Source organism: Cupriavidus sp. DF5525 (assembly GCF_040149425.2).
Taxonomy (GTDB): domain Bacteria; phylum Pseudomonadota; class Gammaproteobacteria; order Burkholderiales; family Burkholderiaceae; genus Cupriavidus; species Cupriavidus pickettii_A.
Genome location: NZ_CP168265.1, coordinates 2973581 through 2992687 on the forward strand (window position 1 = coordinate 2973581; position 19107 = coordinate 2992687).

Sequence of the window (19107 nt, forward strand, 5' to 3'; positions counted from 1 at the left end):
TTCTCGGAGACGATGCAAATCTGCATCGAGCACTGTATGGGCCAATGGGTCACGCGCCCATTGGTGCTTCGCGCTCGATCTCAAATTGGCCACGAAACTTTTGCGCAAAGAGCCAGACCACGAGCCAGAGCTCACCGAGGACGAGCAGGCCTTCTTCGAACCGCTCATCCAGCAGCTTGCCCGCACCGGGCTCTCGTGGATGGCATCGCTTGGACAAATGCTCCTTCGCGGGGTTTCAACACGGTCAAGCGACAGGCTTGTTCGCAATCCCGAACGGGATATGCACCATCGGGATGGTGCCGGCCTCGGAGCGCAGATGGCCAATCTGGTCATCGAAGTAGATGTGAGGGCGCAGTACGTCCAGGATGCGGGCTTTCTCCATGCCGCCCAGTAGGAACGCTTGGTCGGGGGTTACGCCCCAGCTCTTCAGCGTGGTCACCATCCGTTCGTGCGCGGGTGCATTGCGCGCCGTGACGATCGCCATACGAAGGATCTTCCGGTAGTCGGGGTCGTGGGCAAGGCGCGCCTCCTCCAGTTTCCTCAGGGCGTCAAGCTGGCGGAACAGGTCGGCAAGCAGGCCGGGGCGATGGGGAATCTGGCGGCGGCTCTGCTCGTGAGCTTGAAATTCGCCCACATCGTTGTTGCGCTTGAACACCGTTTCGGATTCGTCGTCCGCGATCACGCCGTCAAAGTCGAAGGCCACGCGGAGTTCCGGATCGTGCTCGTCGTCGTAGACCTTCGACGGCAGGACAAGACCCGCCGGGTAGTTCGCGTCGATCGCAGCCCGGACGTCATTGTTGTTCGCGGTCAGGAACAACGATCCGTTGAAGGCCGGAATATAGGAATGGGGCGCGCCGCCAGCCGTGAAGGCCGCGCGCGAGATGTCGAGCTCATAGTGTGCGATGGACCGGAAGATGCGCAGCCCCGTTTCCGGCGAGTTGCGCGACAGTAGCACCACCTCTACCGGCCGCTGCTCGGCGAACACGTTGTTGATCCCAAGCAGCCGCCGGATGAACGAGAACGCCACTCCCTTGGCAAGCGGCACATCGAGGTTCTGTTCTTGGTGCAGCCGATAGGCTTCCACGCCTTGCGCCTGGTAGATGCTATCCGACTCGGTCAGGTCGAACAGTGCACTGGACGCAACGCCAATGACCAGCTTGTCTTCAATTGCGTAAGCCATGCCTAGAAATCCTCCATCCGGCGCTCCCAATACCCGGGTTCGTCGTGGTGCGCGTTCCGCATGGCCAAGGCCAGCGATAACGCCCAGAAACGCATCTGCGGCAGGCGTAGCGTACCGTCGGTATGTTCGAGGTAATGCTCGAGCCGACGGTAGGCATCGAGCCCAGGGTCGAATGGCACGTCGATATAGATCGACCCCCGGTAGCCGCAGACCAGCCAATCGTCACTGGCCACCTCCCCGCACACCTGCCACGTGTAGCCGTTCGCGTCCAGCCAGCCGACGATGGCCTGACGCGAGGGGTTGTCCTCCCAATGCACTTCCACCGGCGCACCAGACGGATCCTCGAAGAACGTGAGGTAGAGGACATTGCGCCCTGCCTTGCGGGCAATAGCGTCGATATGCTCGTTGAGTTGGGGCACGGCTGGCTCCAGGCAGGTCTAATGGAAGGAAGATGGTAGCGCCACATCTGCGCAAATCATGCTCAGATCGACGGCGTTCGGTGGCGGTCTGTTAAAGCAGCCAGTCAATCGCCAAGCCGACGGCGATCGCGGGGGTGCACCACGCGGGCTCCTTCTGCAAACGGTCCCACCGTCGACTCGCCAAGTGCATCGTGCGGATGCCAGCCGCGCTGGTCGTCCAGCGAAAGGCCGAATCGGACCTTCTGCATTTCGGTATCTCCTACCCTGCTATCAGTCAAACCAAGCTTTCTGCCCAGCGCGGCGGGAAACCGTCCCCGTCGGATGACAACGGCGGGGAAGCCGACATGCTGAAGCGACCGCTCCATGCGCCTCCCCCGCATAAGGGAAGATGCTATCTCACCCCTCTCGCCACCACCCTCTTGTTGATCTGCAATAAATCTCGAGATCTGCGCATGCGATGCGCAGATCTCTGGCAACAATGCGTTCCCATCGGGACTTTTCAGGAGGACACGCATGCACGTCATCTCGAACTTCGCAGCCACCGTTGGTTACCGGCAAGCGTCTGTCAGGCCACGTAGCCAGCAGGTACTGCTGCGTCATTGGGGATTTTCCGAGCAGGAGGCAGCCAGCCTGCTGCCCGACTTGCCCGACCTCGACGGCCGGTTGAAGTGGACGACCGATGCGCGGGCAACGCCGCGCCCGGACCTGGTCATCCACCTGGTGGACGCCACGCGGCTGAGCGGCGTATTCGGCGGTGCCCGCTGGAACGCGATGGGCCCCGTCGATGCCATGGAAAAGGCGTTTCGCCGAGGCACCAGCGAACTGGCGTTGGTACTGGGCTCGACGCAGCATCTACCACAGCACAGGCATGGCTGCTGGATTTTGTCCGGAGCCAACAGCCTGGCCGGATCGATCGACATCATCGCTCGCACGATGATCGAGCCATGGCTGGCGGCGCCAGACGAGCGTCCGTGGAGCGTGCACGACGTGGCCGCGACGAACACGCTCTGCCTTCTTTCGAAGGAAAGGGCGCTTGACCGCGACACACTTGCGCGCCGCCTGGCCGCTGCCGTCGGCACGGCCCTGAGCTTCGGCTATGCCACGCCAGCACGGGTGGCGGTAGCCGCGGAGGCCCAGGTCATGGATCACGCGATCTCGCAGAACCTGCTCATGCGCGACCGCTTGCGAATGTTCCGTCGACGGCCTTCCGATGTAGATCTGTCGGCCGAAATCCTTGTGGCCTATCCATGGCCCACCGGGCTCACAAAGTATGCCGAACTGTAACCAAGGCATAATCGAACCGGCCTGCCTGGCAGGCCGGTCACTCATAGCGGCGGCTCGCCGCTCGCAGGTTCTCGGCGATTTCTTGCCGAAGGTCGGCAGGCGCCAGCACTTCCACGCGCGCGCTCCGCTCCATCAGCAGATTGCGCAATGCGACGGACAACATCACCGTGGCGTGAAGCCGGAAGCCGCCCGGTTCGTCGATGATCTCCTGGTCGGCCGCCAGCCACTGCTCGCGGAACAGGTGCCGGTACGCATCCTCCTCGCGCACGCGAAGCTCGAGTCGAATTTGGCGTTCGGGTAGGAACGAGAATGCCTGGTGGTCCCGCACATAGCCGTTCAGGTCGAAATCGGGATCGATCACGGCGGGCGTTTCCGAGCAGACGGCGGAGACGAACCGATCGAGCCGGAGCTGGTAGAGCTTGAAGTCGCCGCCGCGGCGCTGGCGGCTTGCTACCAGGTAGAGGACGGGGCCGCGCTCCACCAAGCCGAGGGGCACCACCTTGTAGGTCTCGGGCGCATTGTTGTCGAGCTGGGAGTTCTGGTAGGTGACCTCAAGCACCCGCGACAGATAGAGGGCCTTACGGATGGCATTCAGGATATCGTCGCCGACCGGCGGCGATATCAGCGGATAACCGGCATCGACCCGGACTGTCTTGTTGGCCCATGCACGGGCATGGCTCAGGGACATATCGGTCGGACTCTCACCTAGCACTCGTTCGGCCCCGGCGAAGAACGCCTCCAGTTCGCCGACGACATGGCTGGGCAGATGATGGCGGGCGTGGCGCTTCAGTGTGATCAGCGCGATAGCGAGCTCCAGCGGCGGTCGGCGGGCAAGTTCGGAAGGTGCGTGCTTTTCGGTGCGCCACCAGACCCGGTCGCGGGAAGTTCCCGCCTTACCGACCAACCCATCGATCTCCATATCCTCGAGTGCGCGCTGGATCGTGTGGCGGCTCGGCGGTTCGCTGGCGAACCTTGCGCAAACGGCTGCAATGATCTGCCCCGAAGCCATCGGCTCCTTCGGCACCGTCGGCATGCAGGCCAGGATCTCCGCCTGCAGACGCGGCCACTTCTTTGAACTCGACATAATGTGTCGTTGATTGCCTAGATTTTCGTGGGCTCCATGGTAGCGGATGGCGCGACGCTAAAGGCGGCGCGGACGCCCCACTCATGTGGGATGTTGGGCGCGGCTAGCGGCCCTCGGCACCAACCAGCAGATGGCCCAGCATGGGCGCAACGATGTCATGCCCTCGCAATGTCTCGAGCCAGCGCAAAGGAATGCCCCCGACCCCAAAGCGGATATCGGCTAGGCCGCCCGCAACGCATGCGGTCGTGTCCGTGTCGTTGCCGAATGCAATGGCGGTTCGCACGAAGTCGTCGAAGGTGGCCGCATCGAGAGCCCCTCGCGCCGACCGGAGCGTGTCGACCACGTACCCGGTGCCGCGCGGCACGTCCGACGTGGCAAAGCGGCGCAATACATCGAGTTCGCGCAGGAACGTCCCCCAGCCAGTTGGCTATGAGCGTCCTCGACGCGGCCTGTAACGCTAGGGTTTGGCCCCTGTCAACAGTCTTCAGCCTCGGTCAGCGGCATCACGTTCATCGCCACCGAGGAAGGCTATGCGCACGGGTTCCCATTTCAAATGGTTGCGTCAAAGGGCAACGATAGTAGATTTTTTTCACAACAACAACGGAGCCCGACGTGGTGAACCTCCCCCGAAAGATGCGCGACGCTATTCGCCGAGCCGTCAAAGCAATCAAGCGCAATTTTGCGAGCATGCCCGTCAAAGAGCGAAGGCTCTTGTACGGTATGCTGGCGGCCCTAGTGCCGATGCTCGTGACTGCCGATCTGGTGACCCAGCATTTCTTCCTCAGCCATGAAACCACGAAATCCGTTCTCGCCCAGGCCACGGAAGTCCCGGTTGGCAGCATCGTGGCGAATCGAGACGGAATCAAATCGCTTGATATCTTCCGAAGCAGAGCCCTCGACAACGTGGCAATCGTTACGTACTGGATGAATGGTCAAATCACCAAGTCAATCCTGCCGCCGGATAGCTACAAGGCCTTCGAACAAACGGTCCTATTCGCGAGTACGACGCCGATTCACTATAAGCAATCCAACGGCGAGTCTGAGGCCTTCCTAGTCGGTGGGGACAAGTTCGATTTCGCATCGCTCCTGAGCACGACAGTTTCGTGCATGACGATCTTCCTCATCGCTCAGCACTTCCTGTTCCGCCCAAAGCCGTTCCAGGTAATCCATCCAAAGGACATCGCCGTGTCGATGGACGATCTCATTGGCAGTGACGACATCAAGGACGAGGTCACGCAACTGGCCGATCTTTGGGAGCAACGTAGTACTTTCGAACGACATGGAATTACCCGCACTTGGCATGTCCTGTTTACAGGCCCCGCGGGTACCGGAAAGACAAAAATGGCGTCCGCTCTGGCCAGGCGGTTGAACGCATTTCCTTATACAGAAGTCATGACTCTTCCCGCAGTGCTTGAATGGTGAGCGCGGCGTCCATGGTTCGCTGCATGCCGATCCAGATCGTCTTAGCGCCGGGCTCGCCATCGCTCTTGCGCCCGAGGAACCCACCCAGGGAAGCAACCAACCGAATCATCTGATTGAGTGTGACTGGTGTCTTCGGGCGGGCCTTCTTGGCGAGCACATATGCCCCCCGAATCTCGTCGGCATCGAAGAACAGGGACGCATCCAGATCCGGGCAGGTTCTGCCCAACCGCATCAAGCGGGCAATGCGCCACGCCACCACCATGTACAACGCCAAGGCCCGCTCTACACGGTCCATGTGCGAGAGCTGTAGCGCTTCGACCTTGCAGCCGGTCTTCAGGACATGGAAGAACATCTCCACTTCCCATCGGGCTCGGTACCAGTCGACGAGCTCGATGACAGCATCGGCGTCCTGCGCTTCTCGGTTCGTCAACAGCCGCCAAACCACTGGCTTGACGCCTGCGGGCGCTCCGATCTCCCTGGCCTCTACACAGGTGAGCGCAGGGCCATCCAGACCGGGCAGCCTCATGCGTTTTGCGCGTAGCTCCTGTTTGACCTCGCGCGCCTTCTGGCCTGCACGCCCCGGCAAGATAAAGGTGATTTCCCCGAGTACCGGGCTGGCGTCGACGCTATCCCACAACTTGCCGCCCTCGGCAAGGTTGCGGTTGTGTTGGCTGCGGATCAGCCAGTCGGCCGGTTGGTCAAGTTCCTGGGCGCGCGCCATCAACTCGGCAATATCACCCTCGCGGTCCGTCACATACACCAGCCGTGTCTGGGGCAATAGCGCGGCTTGCTCCGCAACGCGTTCATACCCTTCAGTCCAGCGTACGCTTTCCTTGATCCCGCCGCGGTTGCCGTCGGCGTCCTTTGGTTCCCGAGCCCACATCCAGGCATCGATCACCCCCAGCGGTTCACGGTCAGGCGTCACCGCGTAGGTCGGATGCAAAAACATGCCCCGCTGGGCTTCGTAGCTCAGCGGCCCCAGCCCCTCCATTTCCTGGCCATTGAAGTTCAGCTCGGTCGTATCAGCGATGCACAGCACCACCGGAAACTGCGCGACTCTTTCCGCCGTGCGCTCCCAATGCGGCTGCATCACGTCCCGCCAATCGATCTGCTCATTGCCGAGAAACCGATACGCCGCAATGGTTTGCGACCAGTCATCGCACGCACCGGGAATGCTCGCCGTAGGCAGGGCCGCAAACCGCTTGAGCAATTCCTTGGCCCGCCGATCCCGCCGCGGATCGCCAAGATCCAGACTCTCAAATTCCTCGTCCACCCATGCCCCCGACTCGTTGCCCATTGCTGCCCAAAATCCGAGAGTAAACGCGAGTCTGGCGAAGTTAACAACCCCTTACCTCGAAATTTCCGCGGCCTCAGGCTCCATGCCCCGCTGCCGAGACGGTCCTACTTCTGTATAAGGGGATGGGTTGAACGTCCCCCTCCTCTATATGGACGCGTCGCAACTGGAAACCGGCCTGGTTGGCGGGGGCTCCCGGACGCTCGAGAAACTTAGCCGCTGCGCCAATGGGATCGGCCGTTGTGTTGTCTTTCTCGATGAGGGACAGCGTCTGCTCATACAACGCTCGACTGAGAATAGTCGACGTTACGACGACGACACCCCGAACACCTTGCTCTCGATCCTGGACGGCGTTCGCTCCAGGACTGACAAGAACGTAATCTGGGTCGTTGCAAGCAACTTCGACCAGCATACGTCCTCCATGGACGATGCGGTGCTACGCCGATTCCGCACCAAGGTCAATTTCCGGCTTCCCAATCTCCTTGAACGGGAAGCTCTGATTCGTCATTTCCTGGCCCGTCGAGATAACTCCGTCAAAGAGAACGATCTCGACTACAAGGCGATCGCCGCAGTGACCTCCGGGTTCTCTCCGGCCCACATCGAAATGGTTGTGGACAATGCCTCGCTGATCGCAATTCGGGAGCACACACCGCTTAGCAATAAGATCCTGATGCGTGCCTTCGAACGCACGATGATCGGACTGACTGATCGCGCGCAGATGAAGGATCAGGTGGAAAAACGGGAGATTGTTGCCACACATGAAGCCGGACATTTTCTGGCCAGCGTGCTGCGGCATGCTGAGGCCGGCAGATCGCTCGATGAGGCTCGCGTCCTGGAGCAGACCCAGAAGGTATCGGTAGAGTCGGTGTCCCATATGGGTGCACTCGGCTATGCTCTGCGCACGGGTAATGAGGTACCGCTCTACACCCGGGAGGATCTCCTGTGGCAAGTGCGTGGCCTTTACGGCGGTCGCGCGGCCGAGTCGGTGGTCTATGGCGAAAAGCTGATCACCAACGGGGCGCTCGGCGACATCAAGTCTGCGACACAGATTCTGGCGAATATGGTCGGTCAGCTTGGCTTCGCGCCTTCCGGCATTAAGAAGTCGCCGGTTAACCTTACCCTGCATCGCGATGCCTCGAACAAACCGGTTCTGAGCCAGGAAGAACAGGTTTACGTGGAAATGATGGCCAGCCAGGAATATGAGGCGACTGTATCCCTGGTCAGTCGTTACCGCCCCGCTCTCGACGTTATCCGCAGGTCATTGCTGGAACGCTACACCCTTTCGCGCGATGAGCTTTTTACCTTACTGGCGCCCTTTTGGCCGCAAGAAAGACCTGCCTTCGGCGCGGTGGAATCAGCGCTTTGTGGGAGAGTCAATCGTGCTGCGCACAGTCCGGTCCTTCGTAACCCGAAAGCAACGGCGGAGGAACGCGGAGCCGGCGAAAGCTGACCAGGGCGCTCGTCCATATCGAATCCAGCCGCACCCGCCCAAGATCCATGGATTCGCATCTCTCACATCCAAGAATGGCCCGTTGCTTGGAGACGAAGGGCTTTTCGCAGACCAAGCTCCGCGCGATAAACGCTTCATGCGAATTGTTGCGATCCGGATGTACTTCGTCATGCTGTGTCCACTACCAACACGAAGGAAGACACCATGCCGAAGGGAGAATCGATAAATGCCAAGGAACGCCAACCCAAGACCAGCAACGTAGGCCTCGGTCCGCGACTGGACCTCACGGCGCATTCAGCAATTCGAAGCCAACAACGCGGAGTTCCGCCCCTCGTGATTGACTTGCTGGATCAATTCGGAGCCCGTCGGCCAAATGCCCGTGGCACCGAAATCCTGTTCTTCGACCGCCGCGCCCGCGCACGAGTCCTCGCTTACGCCGGCGGCCTAATTGGCCGGCTCAGCGAATACCTTGACGCCTATGCCCTCGTCGCAGATGGCAGGCTCATCACTGTCGGCTGCAGGTATAAGCGCATAAGACAGGAGTAAGCCTCCTGACGCCGACGAGACACAATGCACTGGACGATGGTCGCCACCCATGTCGGAAGGATATCTGCTCAGCGGACCGCCGATAACCTCTGGTTGCGGTACGGTTAGCCACATTGATCTATCGCTATTCTTTGCGCGAAATCGCCGGAAAAACCAAGCCAGTAGCGGATCTCCGGATACCTCTATTTCCGTCTATTGTCTAGCCTAGCGCCTTCTCTCCCACTTGGCCGAAAACGGCGCCCCATAAGCGGCGCAAGCATTCCTTGTTACGGAATGGCGCGAATTCGCACCTGGACGCAGCGCGACCACTCTCGCATTCCCACATCGTCATACTGCTCATTCACAAAAGTACCACTGGCGTACGCCTATCGGACGACAAAAATCATCTACCGTTGGGTTTGACGGCCAGATCTGACTCGCCTTGGCGCGCAGACGTCCTTTTGCAGTACTCTTCGCGCTCTGAGCACCGGCCAGCGGCCGCGCCTGACCATCAACCCGTTACCGCCTGCCCCAGACAGACCTGGCAGGTGCTGGACATGGCAGCGGATCAAATTGTTGCGCTGTCGGCGAGAACTGTCACAGTCGGCATACACCTTTCCAACAGGAATATGCGATGCGACTTGCAGATCCTCCTAGGACACCGATGCATGGCACCAGCCTAAAAATGGCCGACTACGCGTGCCATGACCGTCGGAGCGTGCCGGCCATGCTGCGTGGTCGGGGCGATGGCCGCGAAGAGAAATATCTACGTTTCGTTAAGGACCAGCAGCGGCGAGATCCAACCCGATCTCTATCGGCGATCGACGCAGCATACCAATGCCGCTGCGAAATCGAGGCGTGGTGCGAAGACCTCGGGCCACGTTGGTTAGTCTGGCCGATCGTGTCCTGCCTCATCTGGTGGCAGATGCGACCAGCCTATGTCTTCGCTCAACGCCATTCACCTAGCCGGACCTCTCATGACTGAAGCCATAGAGCGCGCGTTTGGCCTCTTGCTGCTGAGCCTGCTGTTGTTGGCCCTCGCCATCTACCGCTCCCTATCATTGGCCGTCACTCCTCCGACGACCTCCCCCGTGGAGAAGGCTACGAGCCAGCCGGATTGCCGTCAAACCCAAGCGAGGGAGCGATGTCTCCGACATCGCCCCCGGAATGCCTACTAAGCATTGCCCGGGAGCGATCAGATGACGCGAGGCCACTCGGTCGCGCTTCAGACCTGCCCCCCTTCGGACCGTAGGTCCGCAAGCCCACAGGGTGGTTCGCCCCCCCCACAAACTACGCGGTCGATCAGTATGGCTACGCTAGCGAAAATCCAAACAACACTCCTGGTAACGGCAACCGCAGCAGCAGTCGCTTCGGCTTACCAACCTCTGCCCAACTCAGCGCGCATTACCATGCTCGCGGTGCTAGGTATCGCGGCATTGGTCATCGTCCTCTTCGATCTCGGTATAAGCGCAATGGGAGAGCGCTTCTGGGCTTCCATTGCTGCTTCATTGATACTGGTTGCCGCAGCCATGGTGAATCGGGATCTGGACGCCATTGTCCTATGGCTGCTCTTCGGCGCCGCCGTCATGGTCTGGCTGGCAGCCGGGCAAGGTCTACTGGATGATGAGGCTTCCGCCAAGAAGACGCTCCAAGGCCCACAGGGCTTGACCGAAGGCCATGGTCCTCGGTCAGCGCAGCGTCCCATTTATCCGGCTCGCCGAGCGAGCAAGACCTTTGACAACGTCTTGGGCATGAGCAAGCTCAAGGCCGAACTCCTGTCGATCGCACGAGAGATTTGTCATGCGTACCCCGGAAAGCGAAGTTCCATGAACGGCATCCTGCTATATGGCGAGCCTGGCACCGGCAAGACGCTGATCGCTGAAGCGCTGGCTGGCCAGATGGGATTGCCCTTCCTGCCCGTCACGATCGGCGATGTCGCAAGCCGCTGGGTCAATGAAACAACGGAGCAACTACAGCAGGTCTTCACCTCGGCCATCGCGCAAGCCCCTTGCGTCCTATTTCTCGACGAGGTCGATTCCTGCCTGATCGATCGGAGTTCCGTTGTAAACGGGGATAGCGAATCGACCCGGATCACCAATGCCTTGCTAACCAATCTCGTCGATGTTCGGGGCAAAGGTGTCATCGTGCTCGCGGCTACGAACTATCTGAACAAGCTCGATGCTGCAGGCATTCGCGAAGGGAGATTCGACTACAAGGTAGAAGTCCCGCCGCCAGACAAGGAAGCCCGCCTTCACATTATGCTGACCCGGGTCGCCGGTGCACTCGACCATGCCGAATTCGACTATGACGCAGCAGAAATTCTCGCGGCGCGGTGGGAAGGATTCAGCGCGGCACGGCTTGCGAGAGTCTGCGATGAGGTGCTCAAGCGGCATGGCGACGTGCCGGATGCCGTCTACAGCTTCGACGAATGGAGCGCGGCATTGCGAACGGTCCAGGGCACGCTCGGCGATGCCTTGCCCGAATCGGCGGTCACGCTGGGCGAACTCATTCAAACACCAAATGTGTGTGCCTATCTGACAGGGTTGGCCCGTCGGATGATCAATTCGGCCCGCATCGAGGCACTCGGCGGTTCCGTCCCCAGCGGCCTGCTCCTCCTGGGAGCGCCCGGCACGGGGAAGAGCAAGGCAGTCCAATCGCTGGCGAAGACCACCGGTTGGGCCCTGCTCAAAGCCACAGGCGGCAACCTGCCCAATCCGGACGCCATCGACCGATTGCTGCGTCGTGCCAAAGATATCCGCCCGGTCATCATTTTCGTTGATGAAGCGGATGATTTGCTCGGAACCCGCGCCTATGCGGCTGACAGATCGCTGCGAAACCACCTCCTGACCGCTATTGACGGCGCCGGCGGGCAGATCAAGGACATTCTCTGGATCGCTGCGACGAACCATCCCGAGTTACTCGATCCTGCGGCGTTACGCGGGGGACGATTCACTGACAAGCTGCTATTTCCTGCATTTGACCGCCAGACGATGACGCGCTTCGTCTCGTCATGGCTCACCGAGTCCTCAGCCAGGGTCGCCACGAATCTGACGGCACCGGCCGTCGCCGACCTCATTGGACCGGAGCCGGTGGCCAACGCCGCGGCAATCCTCGGGGCCGCGGTTGACATCATGCTTGACCGCTCCGCCAGTGGCAGCGCGAGGGTCATCTGCAAAATGGACATCACAGCGGCGCGCACCAGAATCCTGAGGCCACTGTTGCAAGCCCCGGATGACTGTCAACTCCCGACCTAGATCCGTTTCGAAACTGCGTTATTTTGGAGCTACCCAGATGCATGAATTCGTGGAAGGTTTTTGCTTTGGCGTTCGCGCGACTGTTTTTGGATATTTTTCACCGGCCGTCTCGCTCTGGAACGCCGTGTTAGCTGCGGCCCGTCACCTTTTACACCGGAAGCGATGAATATCCGCGAGCTTTCCGACTACCAGTTAGCGATGCAGAGGCATAAGACGGGTTTGACGGCGAGCTAATATCGGCCGCGTAGCAGTAACGCCGCAATCGAAACATTCGCGGCCCTGTGCTGTCAGTCGACTGCCACCAAAGTTCGCCGCTGTCACGCAGTGTTCTCCCTGACATTATCCAAACCGCCCGACCTCACCGGTGAGCGAAAAATCTCTGGGTAGATATGCAATTGCGCCATTCCCCCTACGAAACGGGGCGTACCGAAAATACGGGAATACGTATTTCTGATACACAACGGCAGAAGTACAGCAGGTGCACTTTTGTGGTCTTCTAGTCCGATGGCTGATTAACCAAAAATTATCTGACACCTATTCAAATTCAGATGATTTCCGTGCCCTATTTCAGGCTGTCTCCAGTTTTCCACGCTCGCAAACTTAGAGAATCGAAGTGCGAGTGGCTTCGGCCCCAACCGGTATAGTGCGTCCACAGTGGACTAACGGATATTTGAACCATGTTCGCGACCAATCGGGTAGCACAAGCCTTTCCGGCACTGGAAATTGCCATGAGTATAGCCAGGCTCACACAATCCGATTAATGAAGACCGTCACAGCTTCACTGCCAACTTAACCGTCAGCCTCCTTCTGATTTAACTCGCATGCACAAGGGTGAAATGACCACCGTTTTTCTGTTGCTGGCACAGTATGGCGCCACTGCCGTGATCCCGATTGACGTGGTGGCCAAGGACTACTTCCCGCACCTGAGCGCCGAGAAGCTGCTCCGCAAGACTGGTCAAGGTGAAATCCGCCTACCTGTTGTCCGCATCGAGGGCTCCAACAAGAGCGCCAAGGGCGTGCACGTCCACGACCTAGCGAAATACATTGACGATCGACGCGCTGCTGCCCAGAAGGAATGTGCACAGCTCTGTGACTGACGGGTCGGCGCTACATGAGTGCTACATGGAATGCATGGACACCCATCTAGCCCTTTCCCAGCAACGAATCCGAGCCATCAGTCGATCCAGTCCATCATCGGGGCCACGGAAACGCGTCGCGGGCTCATGGCAGGCGTCTTGCCTTGCAAATCAGTCATTTCTAAGTGGGGTCGGCGTAGGGCACACGCTGTGGTGGCGGGCCTGCCTGCCGATTGGGCTTGTGTGCGGGGCGAAAGCAGGCAATTTTACCACTCGGCGCCCGCAACGTTTGAGTGGGCCCAATCCAGACTTCGCAGGGAATTGGCGCCTGCAATACTGCCCTCAGCCATCGATTATCGGTAGTGTGGAACGCATCGCGGCGCCGGGTGATGCCGCAACAGGCGGCACAGCAAACGGCCACGACGAGCATCGCCGTGGCGCGCGTTGGCGGCGCTCAGCGCGGCGCGGTGCGGTCGATCCAACTGGCGAACGTCGTCAGGTACTTGCCGAGAAAGCCCTTGGTCGATTCGTTGGCGATGCCGCCCTGCTCGTTCAAGAGCTTGTCGACGCCGGCGATATAGGCCTCGGGCTGCTGCAGGACCGGGACATTGAGGAACACCAGTGACTGGCGCAGATGGTGGTTGGCGCCAAACCCGCCGACTGCGCCGGGCGAGGCGCTGATGATGCCGCCGGGCTTGCCGTCCCAGACGCTGCTGCCATAGGGCCGCGAGCCCACGTCGATGGCGTTCTTCAGCGGTGCGGGCACCGAGCGGTTGTATTCCGGCGTCACGAACAGCACCGCATCGGCACGGCGCACGCGGTCGCGGAATGCGGTCCAGGGCTGGGGCGGCTTGTCGTCCAGGTCCTGGTTGTAGAGCTGCAGTTCGCCGATCTCGACAATCTCCAGCTTGAGTTGCGCCGGCGCCAGCGCGATCAGCGCCTTGGCCAGCTTGCGGCTATACGACTCCTTGCGCAGGCTTCCCACCAGTACAACGACATCACGAGGATTGCTCATCACGGCTCCTTTGTCTGTGTGGACGGAATGGCACGGCAGACGCAGGCACCCATGGGTGGCATGTGCCGGCCCGTGCACCACTCTACCCGACTCGGGGCCGGAATGCCGTCAGAGCTGGCAGATAGCCTGTCAGGCCGCCTTGCCTAGCGCCGCCAGCGGATGGTCTTCCGCGCGCCAGGGGCTGTCGAAGAACGACAGCACTTTCTCACGGCCCACGTCGTCCAGGCGCGCATGCTGCCAGCGCGGCTTGTGGTCCTTGTCGATGGCCAGCGCGCGGATGCCCTCGACGCCGTCGCCCTTGCGGAACACGAGGTGCATCATGTCCAGCTCCATGCGCAGCTCGTCCTCCAGCGACATGCGGCGCGCGCGGCGGATCTGCTCGAGTGTCACGCACAGCATCAGCGGCGAGCGGCTGCGCAGCATGGCGGCAGTTTGTGCGGCCCAGTCGCCCGGCGCGTCGCTGACCGCGGCCAGGATCTCCTGCATGGTGTTGCCGGCGAACAAGGCGTCGATCTGCGTCGACAGGCCTGCGAGCGTGCTTTGCGCCGGCACGCAATCAGCGCGGTGCGGCGCCGTGAAGCCCTCGATATGCGCCAGCACGGCATCGCCGCCGGCGAACTGCTGCGCGCGCATCGAATCGACCAGCTCCGCCAGGCGGTTGCCCGGCAGGTAGGCATCGGCCAGCCCGGCGTAAAGCGCGTCGGCCGCGCCGATCACGGTGCCGGTCAGCCCCAGGTATTCGCCGATGCGGCCCGGCGTGCGTGCCAGGAACCAGCCCCCGCCCACGTCGGGGAACAGGCCGATATTGGTTTCCGGCATCGCCATCTTCGTGCGCTCGGTGACCAGGCGCACCCGCGCGCCTTGCGAGATGCCCATGCCGCCGCCCATCACCACACCGTCCATCAGCGCGATATAAGGCTTGGCGTAGCGATGGATCAGGAAGTTGAGCGCGTACTCTTCCACGAAGAACTGGTCGAGCAGCGGATCGCCCTCGTGCGCGGCCTTGTGGAAATAGCGGATATCGCCGCCGGCACTGAACGCCTTGCCGCCGGCACCGGTCACCACCACCGCCACCACCTCTGGCGCCGCGGCCCAGTCCTGCAGCGTCTGCGTGATGGCGCGGATCATGTCGAGCGACAGGGCATTGAGCGCCTGGGGGCGGTTCAGCGTCAGGTATCCGATGCCACCGCGGACCTCTGTCGTGACGAAATCAGTCATGTCGTACTCCTCCAATGCAACTGGCGATTTTACGCCAGTCACACCCGCAGGCACACCCGCGTGGGCAGCTTGCGGCGCATGCGCAGGGCTGTGCGCGTGCGCCGCCCTGCCGCGTCAGGCCAGCCTGAACGTCGCCACCAGCGAAGTCAGACGCTGAGCCTGGTCTTCAAGCGAAGCGGCCGCGGCAGCGGCCTGCTCGACCAGCGCCGCGTTCTGCTGCGTCATGCTGTCCATTTGCGACACCGCCACATTGACCTGCTCGATGCCGTTGGACTGCTCGTCCGAGGCTGCGCTGATATCGCCGATGATCGCGCTGACGCGGCGCACCGCGTCGACAATGTCCTGCATCGCACCGCCCGCGTCATCCACCAGCCCGGTGCCCTCACGCACGTTGGCCACCGAAGCACCGATCAGCGTGCGGATTTCCTTCGACGCGCCGGCGCAACGCTGCGCCAGCTCGCGCACGTCGCCCGCCACCACCGCGAAGCCGCGGCCGCGCTCGCCGGCACGCGCGGCTTCCACGGCGGCGTTCAGCGCAAGGATGTTGGTCTGGAAAGCGATCTTCTCGATCACGTCGATGATGTCGACGATCTTGCCGGCGCTGGCGTCGATCGCCTGCATGGTATTCACCACGCGCGATACGGCTTCGCTGCCGCGCTCGGCCAGCGCGGTCGCATCAGTGGCCAGCGCACGCGCTTCGCGCGCGCTGTCGGCGTTCTGGCGCACGGTGCCGGTCAGCTCTTCCATGCTGGAGGCGGTCTCCTCCAGCGATGCGGCCTGCTGCTCGGTGCGCTGCGACAAATCCGCGTTGCCGCTGGCGATCTGCTTGCTTGCCGAGGCGATCGAATCGGCGCCGCCGCGCACCTCGCCCACCATCGCCACCAGGCTCTGCTGCATGCGGCCCAGCATGCCAAGCATGCGCGCGGTCTCGTTGCGCGCCGACGCGTCGGCCAGCGCTTCGCCGCCAGACACCGCCGCGGCGCTCAGGTCGCCACCGGCGATCTTCTCGAAGCGCGCGATCGCGATATCCAGCGGCTGCACCACTGAACGGCGCAGGCGCCATGCCACCACGGTGCTGAACGCCAGGCCCAGCACCAGCACGCACACCGACAGCGTGAACAGGTTGCGGTAGCGCTGCTGCGACGCCTCGTAGACCAGCTTCGCGCTGGCCACCTGCAGCTGGTTCAGCTCCGAATTGACGGCAGTGAAGGCAATATCGAGCTTCGGAATGGTTTCGAGCACGGCCTTCATCATGGCCTCGCGGTCGCCCGCATGCAGCGCGGCAATCATCGGCGCCACGCCCTGGCGGAAAAGGGCATCGCGCTTGGCAGTGACGTCTTCAACCACCTTCGCTTCCTCTGCCGAGCGCGGCAAGGCGAGATAGGCCTTCCACGCCTTCTCGGATACGCGCGCAAAGCCTTCGGCGGTCGCGGCGCGGGCCCTGGCATCGGTGGGATCGGTGGCCAACGCCGCCTGGTCGAGCAGCACGCGCACCAGCAGCTGGTTCGAGCGCGCCTCGGCGAGGTTGACCGCGGCCGACAGCTGCTGCTCGTAGATCTGGTGCGTGGCGTCATTGCTGCGCGACATGCCGAGCCAACCGACCGCGCCGACGATCAGCAGCAACAAGTTGGTGACGATGGTGAGGAACCACAATCTGGCTCCGATGGTAGTGTTCCTGAACATTGAGGCTCCGGAGGGATAAAGGAATCGGGGCATGCGGCGCACCGCTGCCCTGCTCAACTACGGCGCCCCCGACGCGTCCTTTACCCGCTTTGACCGCCCTCGCATGCGCGACAGAATTGCGTTCCGGTACATCAATCGTCAATGTGCCGAATGGGGCGCGACAGCCCTCCGCGCAGTCCGTTTGGAGTAACCCCTCGTGGCAATTCCGGCCGGAATGTGCACACTGGCGGCATGAACCCTGAATCGCCCGACCCCGGCCTCGTGCTGCTGGCGTTTGCGCCAGTCTTCCTGCTGACCATCGCCGCCGAAGCCCGGTACTGGGCGCGCCGCAACCCGACCGTCTACAGCCTGCGCGACACCGTCTCCAACGCGGCGCTGGCGCTGATGCACCAGGCCTCGGACGCGTTCTTCCTCTGGCTGATGATCCGCACCGTCTACACTTGGTGCTACCAGCATGGTCTGCGCGCGATGCCGGAAACGCTGGGGTCATTTGCCTTGCTGCTGTTGCTGCAGGACTTCCTCTACTACTGGTTCCACCGCGCCAGCCATCGGGTGCGCTGGCTGTGGGCTTCGCACGTGACCCACCATTCGTCGGAAGGGATGAATTTCTCGACGGCGTTCCGGCAGAGCCTGACGTATCCACTGTCAGGCATGTGGCTGTTCTGGATCCCGCTGGCGTGGATCGGATTTACGCCGGACTGGGTGATCCTGGCCGTGGGCCTGAACCTGGCGTTCCAGTTCTTCGTGCATACGCGGCTGGGGCGGCGCTGGCCGCTGGTGGAGACGATCCTCAACACGCCCTCGGTCCATCGCGTGCATCACGCGAAGAATGCGCAATACATCGACCGCAACTACGCCGGCGTGCTGACCATCTGGGACCGTCTGTTCGGCACCTTCGTGCCCGAACACGAGGCGCCGGTGTACGGCATCACGCGCCAGGTGCGCACCCACAACCCGCTGGTGCTGACCTTCCATGAATGGCGCGACATGTTCGCCGATGCCTGGCGCGACCGCGATCTGCGCTACCTGTGGAAGCCGCCCGAATGGCGCAGCCCGCGTGCGCCGGCGCCGCAGGCCATACCGGGAGCGCAATAAGAAACATCCCAGGAACACGCGTACAGAGGCCACCTCGCAGGCCCGTGGACATATGTCCAAATAAATAAGACCATTAATTTCTGCACTGAAAATACGAAATTGACCAGCCGGTCGCCGGCTTTTACTTCCCTCCGGCGGCCCTGCGGATGCATCGCACTTCTACGGACGTGGCGATGATCGGCAAGGACAAACGAAGCGTCGGGTGCGGAGGTTGCGACAATGGCGAGCGCATGGTCAAGATTCACCGTAACGACGGGCTCGCTCACGGTCCTGGTGGTGGCGCAGTTGGAGCTCTGCGCCGCCCACGCGCAGAAGACCATCACTGGTGATGGCAGAACGCAGGTCGACCTGCAGCAGCCCGCTTCTTTCAGCACGTACGCCGTCACCGGCGACCCGACCTCCACGTTCGTCAATTTTGTGGGGACCGCATCGGTTCCCCTGATCGACGCGGTCACGGATGGCGGCTCAGCCAATGCCTACACGTTGAACAACATTGGCACAATCCACACCGCTGGCGCCATGGCAGCCGGGGTCTCATTGAGCTCCGCCGCCACAGGCAGCACGGTGATCAATCACGGCTTCATCGTCGGGGACAGCAGCAGCGATGGCATTCGGATCCAGGGGCCTGGCGCTGTGGTCCGGAACCAGGGGAACATCCAGGGCGGCACCGACGGCGTGCTGATGGGGCTCGGCGGTACGGTGACAAACCTGTCTCACGCCGCGATCGGCGCCAGCGCTGGCCACGGCGTCAGCATCGTGAACCAGAGCGGTAGCGTAGCCAATGCCGGTACGATTGCCGGCAGCCTGATCGGTGTGCTGCTGGATGCCGGCGGCAACGCTGTCAACGGCTCAACGGATGGCGGCACCACAATCACGCCAGGCGCGCGGATCAGCGGTGGTACCTATGGGCTGTGGATTGGCGGCAGCGGCGGCACCGTGATCAACCATGCCGGCAGTACGATCGAGGGCAATGGCAATGCCGGGATAGTCATTACCGGCACCTCCGGGACGGTAGACAACCGCGGCGCGGTCAACGGCATGGAGGACGGCATACGGCTCCACAACGCCGGCACCGTCATCAACAGCGGCGTGGTTCGTGGCGCCACGT

Annotated in this window: 16 protein-coding genes; 6 read left to right on the forward strand and 10 right to left on the reverse strand. The window is 61.8% G+C overall.

What is annotated here, in order from left to right; all coding sequences use genetic code 11:
• Positions 1-49: 49 nt before the first annotated feature.
• The 4 genes from ABNX08_RS13860 to ABNX08_RS13875 all read right to left on the reverse strand — a co-directional run bounded on the left by ABNX08_RS13860 (position 50) and on the right by ABNX08_RS13875 (position 1847).
• Positions 50-217 (reverse strand): hypothetical protein, encoded by a 168-nt coding sequence (locus ABNX08_RS13860; RefSeq protein ID WP_349606908.1) that lies wholly within the window; start codon positions 215-217, stop codon positions 50-52.
• Positions 218-244: 27 nt separating this feature from the next.
• Positions 245-1180, reverse strand: a complete 936-nt coding sequence (locus tag ABNX08_RS13865; protein WP_349606925.1) for a 5'-nucleotidase — start codon at positions 1178-1180, stop codon at positions 245-247.
• 2 nt (positions 1181-1182) lie between these two features.
• Positions 1183-1599 (reverse strand): hypothetical protein, encoded by a 417-nt coding sequence (locus tag ABNX08_RS13870; protein WP_349606910.1) that lies wholly within the window; start codon positions 1597-1599, stop codon positions 1183-1185.
• A 104-nt stretch (positions 1600-1703) separates the two neighbouring features.
• Positions 1704-1847: a hypothetical protein gene (locus ABNX08_RS13875; protein WP_349606911.1), complete on the reverse strand. Its 144-nt coding sequence runs from the start codon at positions 1845-1847 to the stop codon at positions 1704-1706.
• 265 nt (positions 1848-2112) lie between these two features.
• On the opposite strand from ABNX08_RS13875, the gene ABNX08_RS13880 reads away from it, so the two are divergent.
• On the forward strand, positions 2113-2883 hold the full coding sequence (locus ABNX08_RS13880; protein ID WP_349606913.1) for a hypothetical protein: 771 nt from the start codon (positions 2113-2115) through the stop codon (positions 2881-2883).
• Positions 2884-2920: 37 nt separating this feature from the next.
• Here the strand turns inward: ABNX08_RS13880 and ABNX08_RS13885 are convergent, their stop codons facing one another.
• Positions 2921-3967 carry a WYL domain-containing protein gene (locus ABNX08_RS13885; RefSeq protein WP_349606915.1) on the reverse strand — a complete coding sequence of 349 codons (1047 nt, stop codon included), beginning with the start codon at positions 3965-3967 and terminating at the stop codon, positions 2921-2923.
• 103 nt (positions 3968-4070) lie between these two features.
• Positions 4071-4355: an ADP-ribosylglycohydrolase family protein gene (locus tag ABNX08_RS13890; RefSeq protein WP_349606917.1), complete on the reverse strand. Its 285-nt coding sequence runs from the start codon at positions 4353-4355 to the stop codon at positions 4071-4073.
• A gap of 224 nt (positions 4356-4579) precedes the next feature.
• Here ABNX08_RS13890 and ABNX08_RS13895 point away from each other — a divergent pair, with 224 nt between their 5' ends.
• Positions 4580-5389 carry a hypothetical protein gene (locus tag ABNX08_RS13895; RefSeq protein WP_349606919.1) on the forward strand — a complete coding sequence of 270 codons (810 nt, stop codon included), beginning with the start codon at positions 4580-4582 and terminating at the stop codon, positions 5387-5389.
• Here ABNX08_RS13895 and ABNX08_RS13900 read toward each other — a convergent pair.
• Positions 5358-6641 carry an IS4 family transposase gene (locus ABNX08_RS13900; protein ID WP_374063676.1) on the reverse strand — a complete coding sequence of 428 codons (1284 nt, stop codon included), beginning with the start codon at positions 6639-6641 and terminating at the stop codon, positions 5358-5360. The two genes, ABNX08_RS13895 and ABNX08_RS13900, sit on opposite strands and share 32 nt — an antisense overlap.
• Before the next feature lie 172 nt (positions 6642-6813).
• On the opposite strand from ABNX08_RS13900, the gene ABNX08_RS13905 reads away from it, so the two are divergent.
• The 3 genes from ABNX08_RS13905 to ABNX08_RS13915 all read left to right on the forward strand — a co-directional run bounded on the left by ABNX08_RS13905 (position 6814) and on the right by ABNX08_RS13915 (position 13009).
• Positions 6814-8133, forward strand: coding sequence for an AAA family ATPase (locus ABNX08_RS13905; RefSeq protein WP_349604306.1), 1320 nt, complete (start codon positions 6814-6816; stop codon positions 8131-8133).
• 1934 nt (positions 8134-10067) lie between these two features.
• Entirely contained in the window at positions 10068-11912 is a 1845-nt protein-coding gene (locus tag ABNX08_RS13910; RefSeq protein WP_349604303.1) for an AAA family ATPase, read from the forward strand.
• An 836-nt stretch (positions 11913-12748) separates the two neighbouring features.
• Positions 12749-13009, forward strand: coding sequence for a pyocin activator PrtN family protein (locus tag ABNX08_RS13915; protein ID WP_349604301.1), 261 nt, complete (start codon positions 12749-12751; stop codon positions 13007-13009).
• Between the two features lie 433 nt (positions 13010-13442).
• On the opposite strand, the gene ABNX08_RS13920 is transcribed toward ABNX08_RS13915, so the two are convergent.
• The 3 genes from ABNX08_RS13920 to ABNX08_RS13930 form a co-directional block, all read right to left on the reverse strand.
• A complete protein-coding gene (locus ABNX08_RS13920) occupies positions 13443-14003 on the reverse strand; it encodes an NADPH-dependent FMN reductase (protein WP_022535697.1) in 561 nt (186 codons plus the stop codon).
• A 129-nt stretch (positions 14004-14132) separates the two neighbouring features.
• Positions 14133-15221, reverse strand: a complete 1089-nt coding sequence (locus ABNX08_RS13925) for an enoyl-CoA hydratase/isomerase family protein (protein ID WP_022535698.1) — start codon at positions 15219-15221, stop codon at positions 14133-14135.
• 114 nt (positions 15222-15335) lie between these two features.
• Positions 15336-16904 carry a methyl-accepting chemotaxis protein gene (locus ABNX08_RS13930; protein ID WP_022535699.1) on the reverse strand — a complete coding sequence of 523 codons (1569 nt, stop codon included), beginning with the start codon at positions 16902-16904 and terminating at the stop codon, positions 15336-15338.
• A 231-nt stretch (positions 16905-17135) separates the two neighbouring features.
• Here ABNX08_RS13930 and ABNX08_RS13935 point away from each other — a divergent pair, with 231 nt between their 5' ends.
• Positions 17136-17999 carry a sterol desaturase family protein gene (locus ABNX08_RS13935; RefSeq protein WP_022535701.1) on the forward strand — a complete coding sequence of 288 codons (864 nt, stop codon included), beginning with the start codon at positions 17136-17138 and terminating at the stop codon, positions 17997-17999.
• Positions 18000-19107: the final 1108 nt, after the last annotated feature.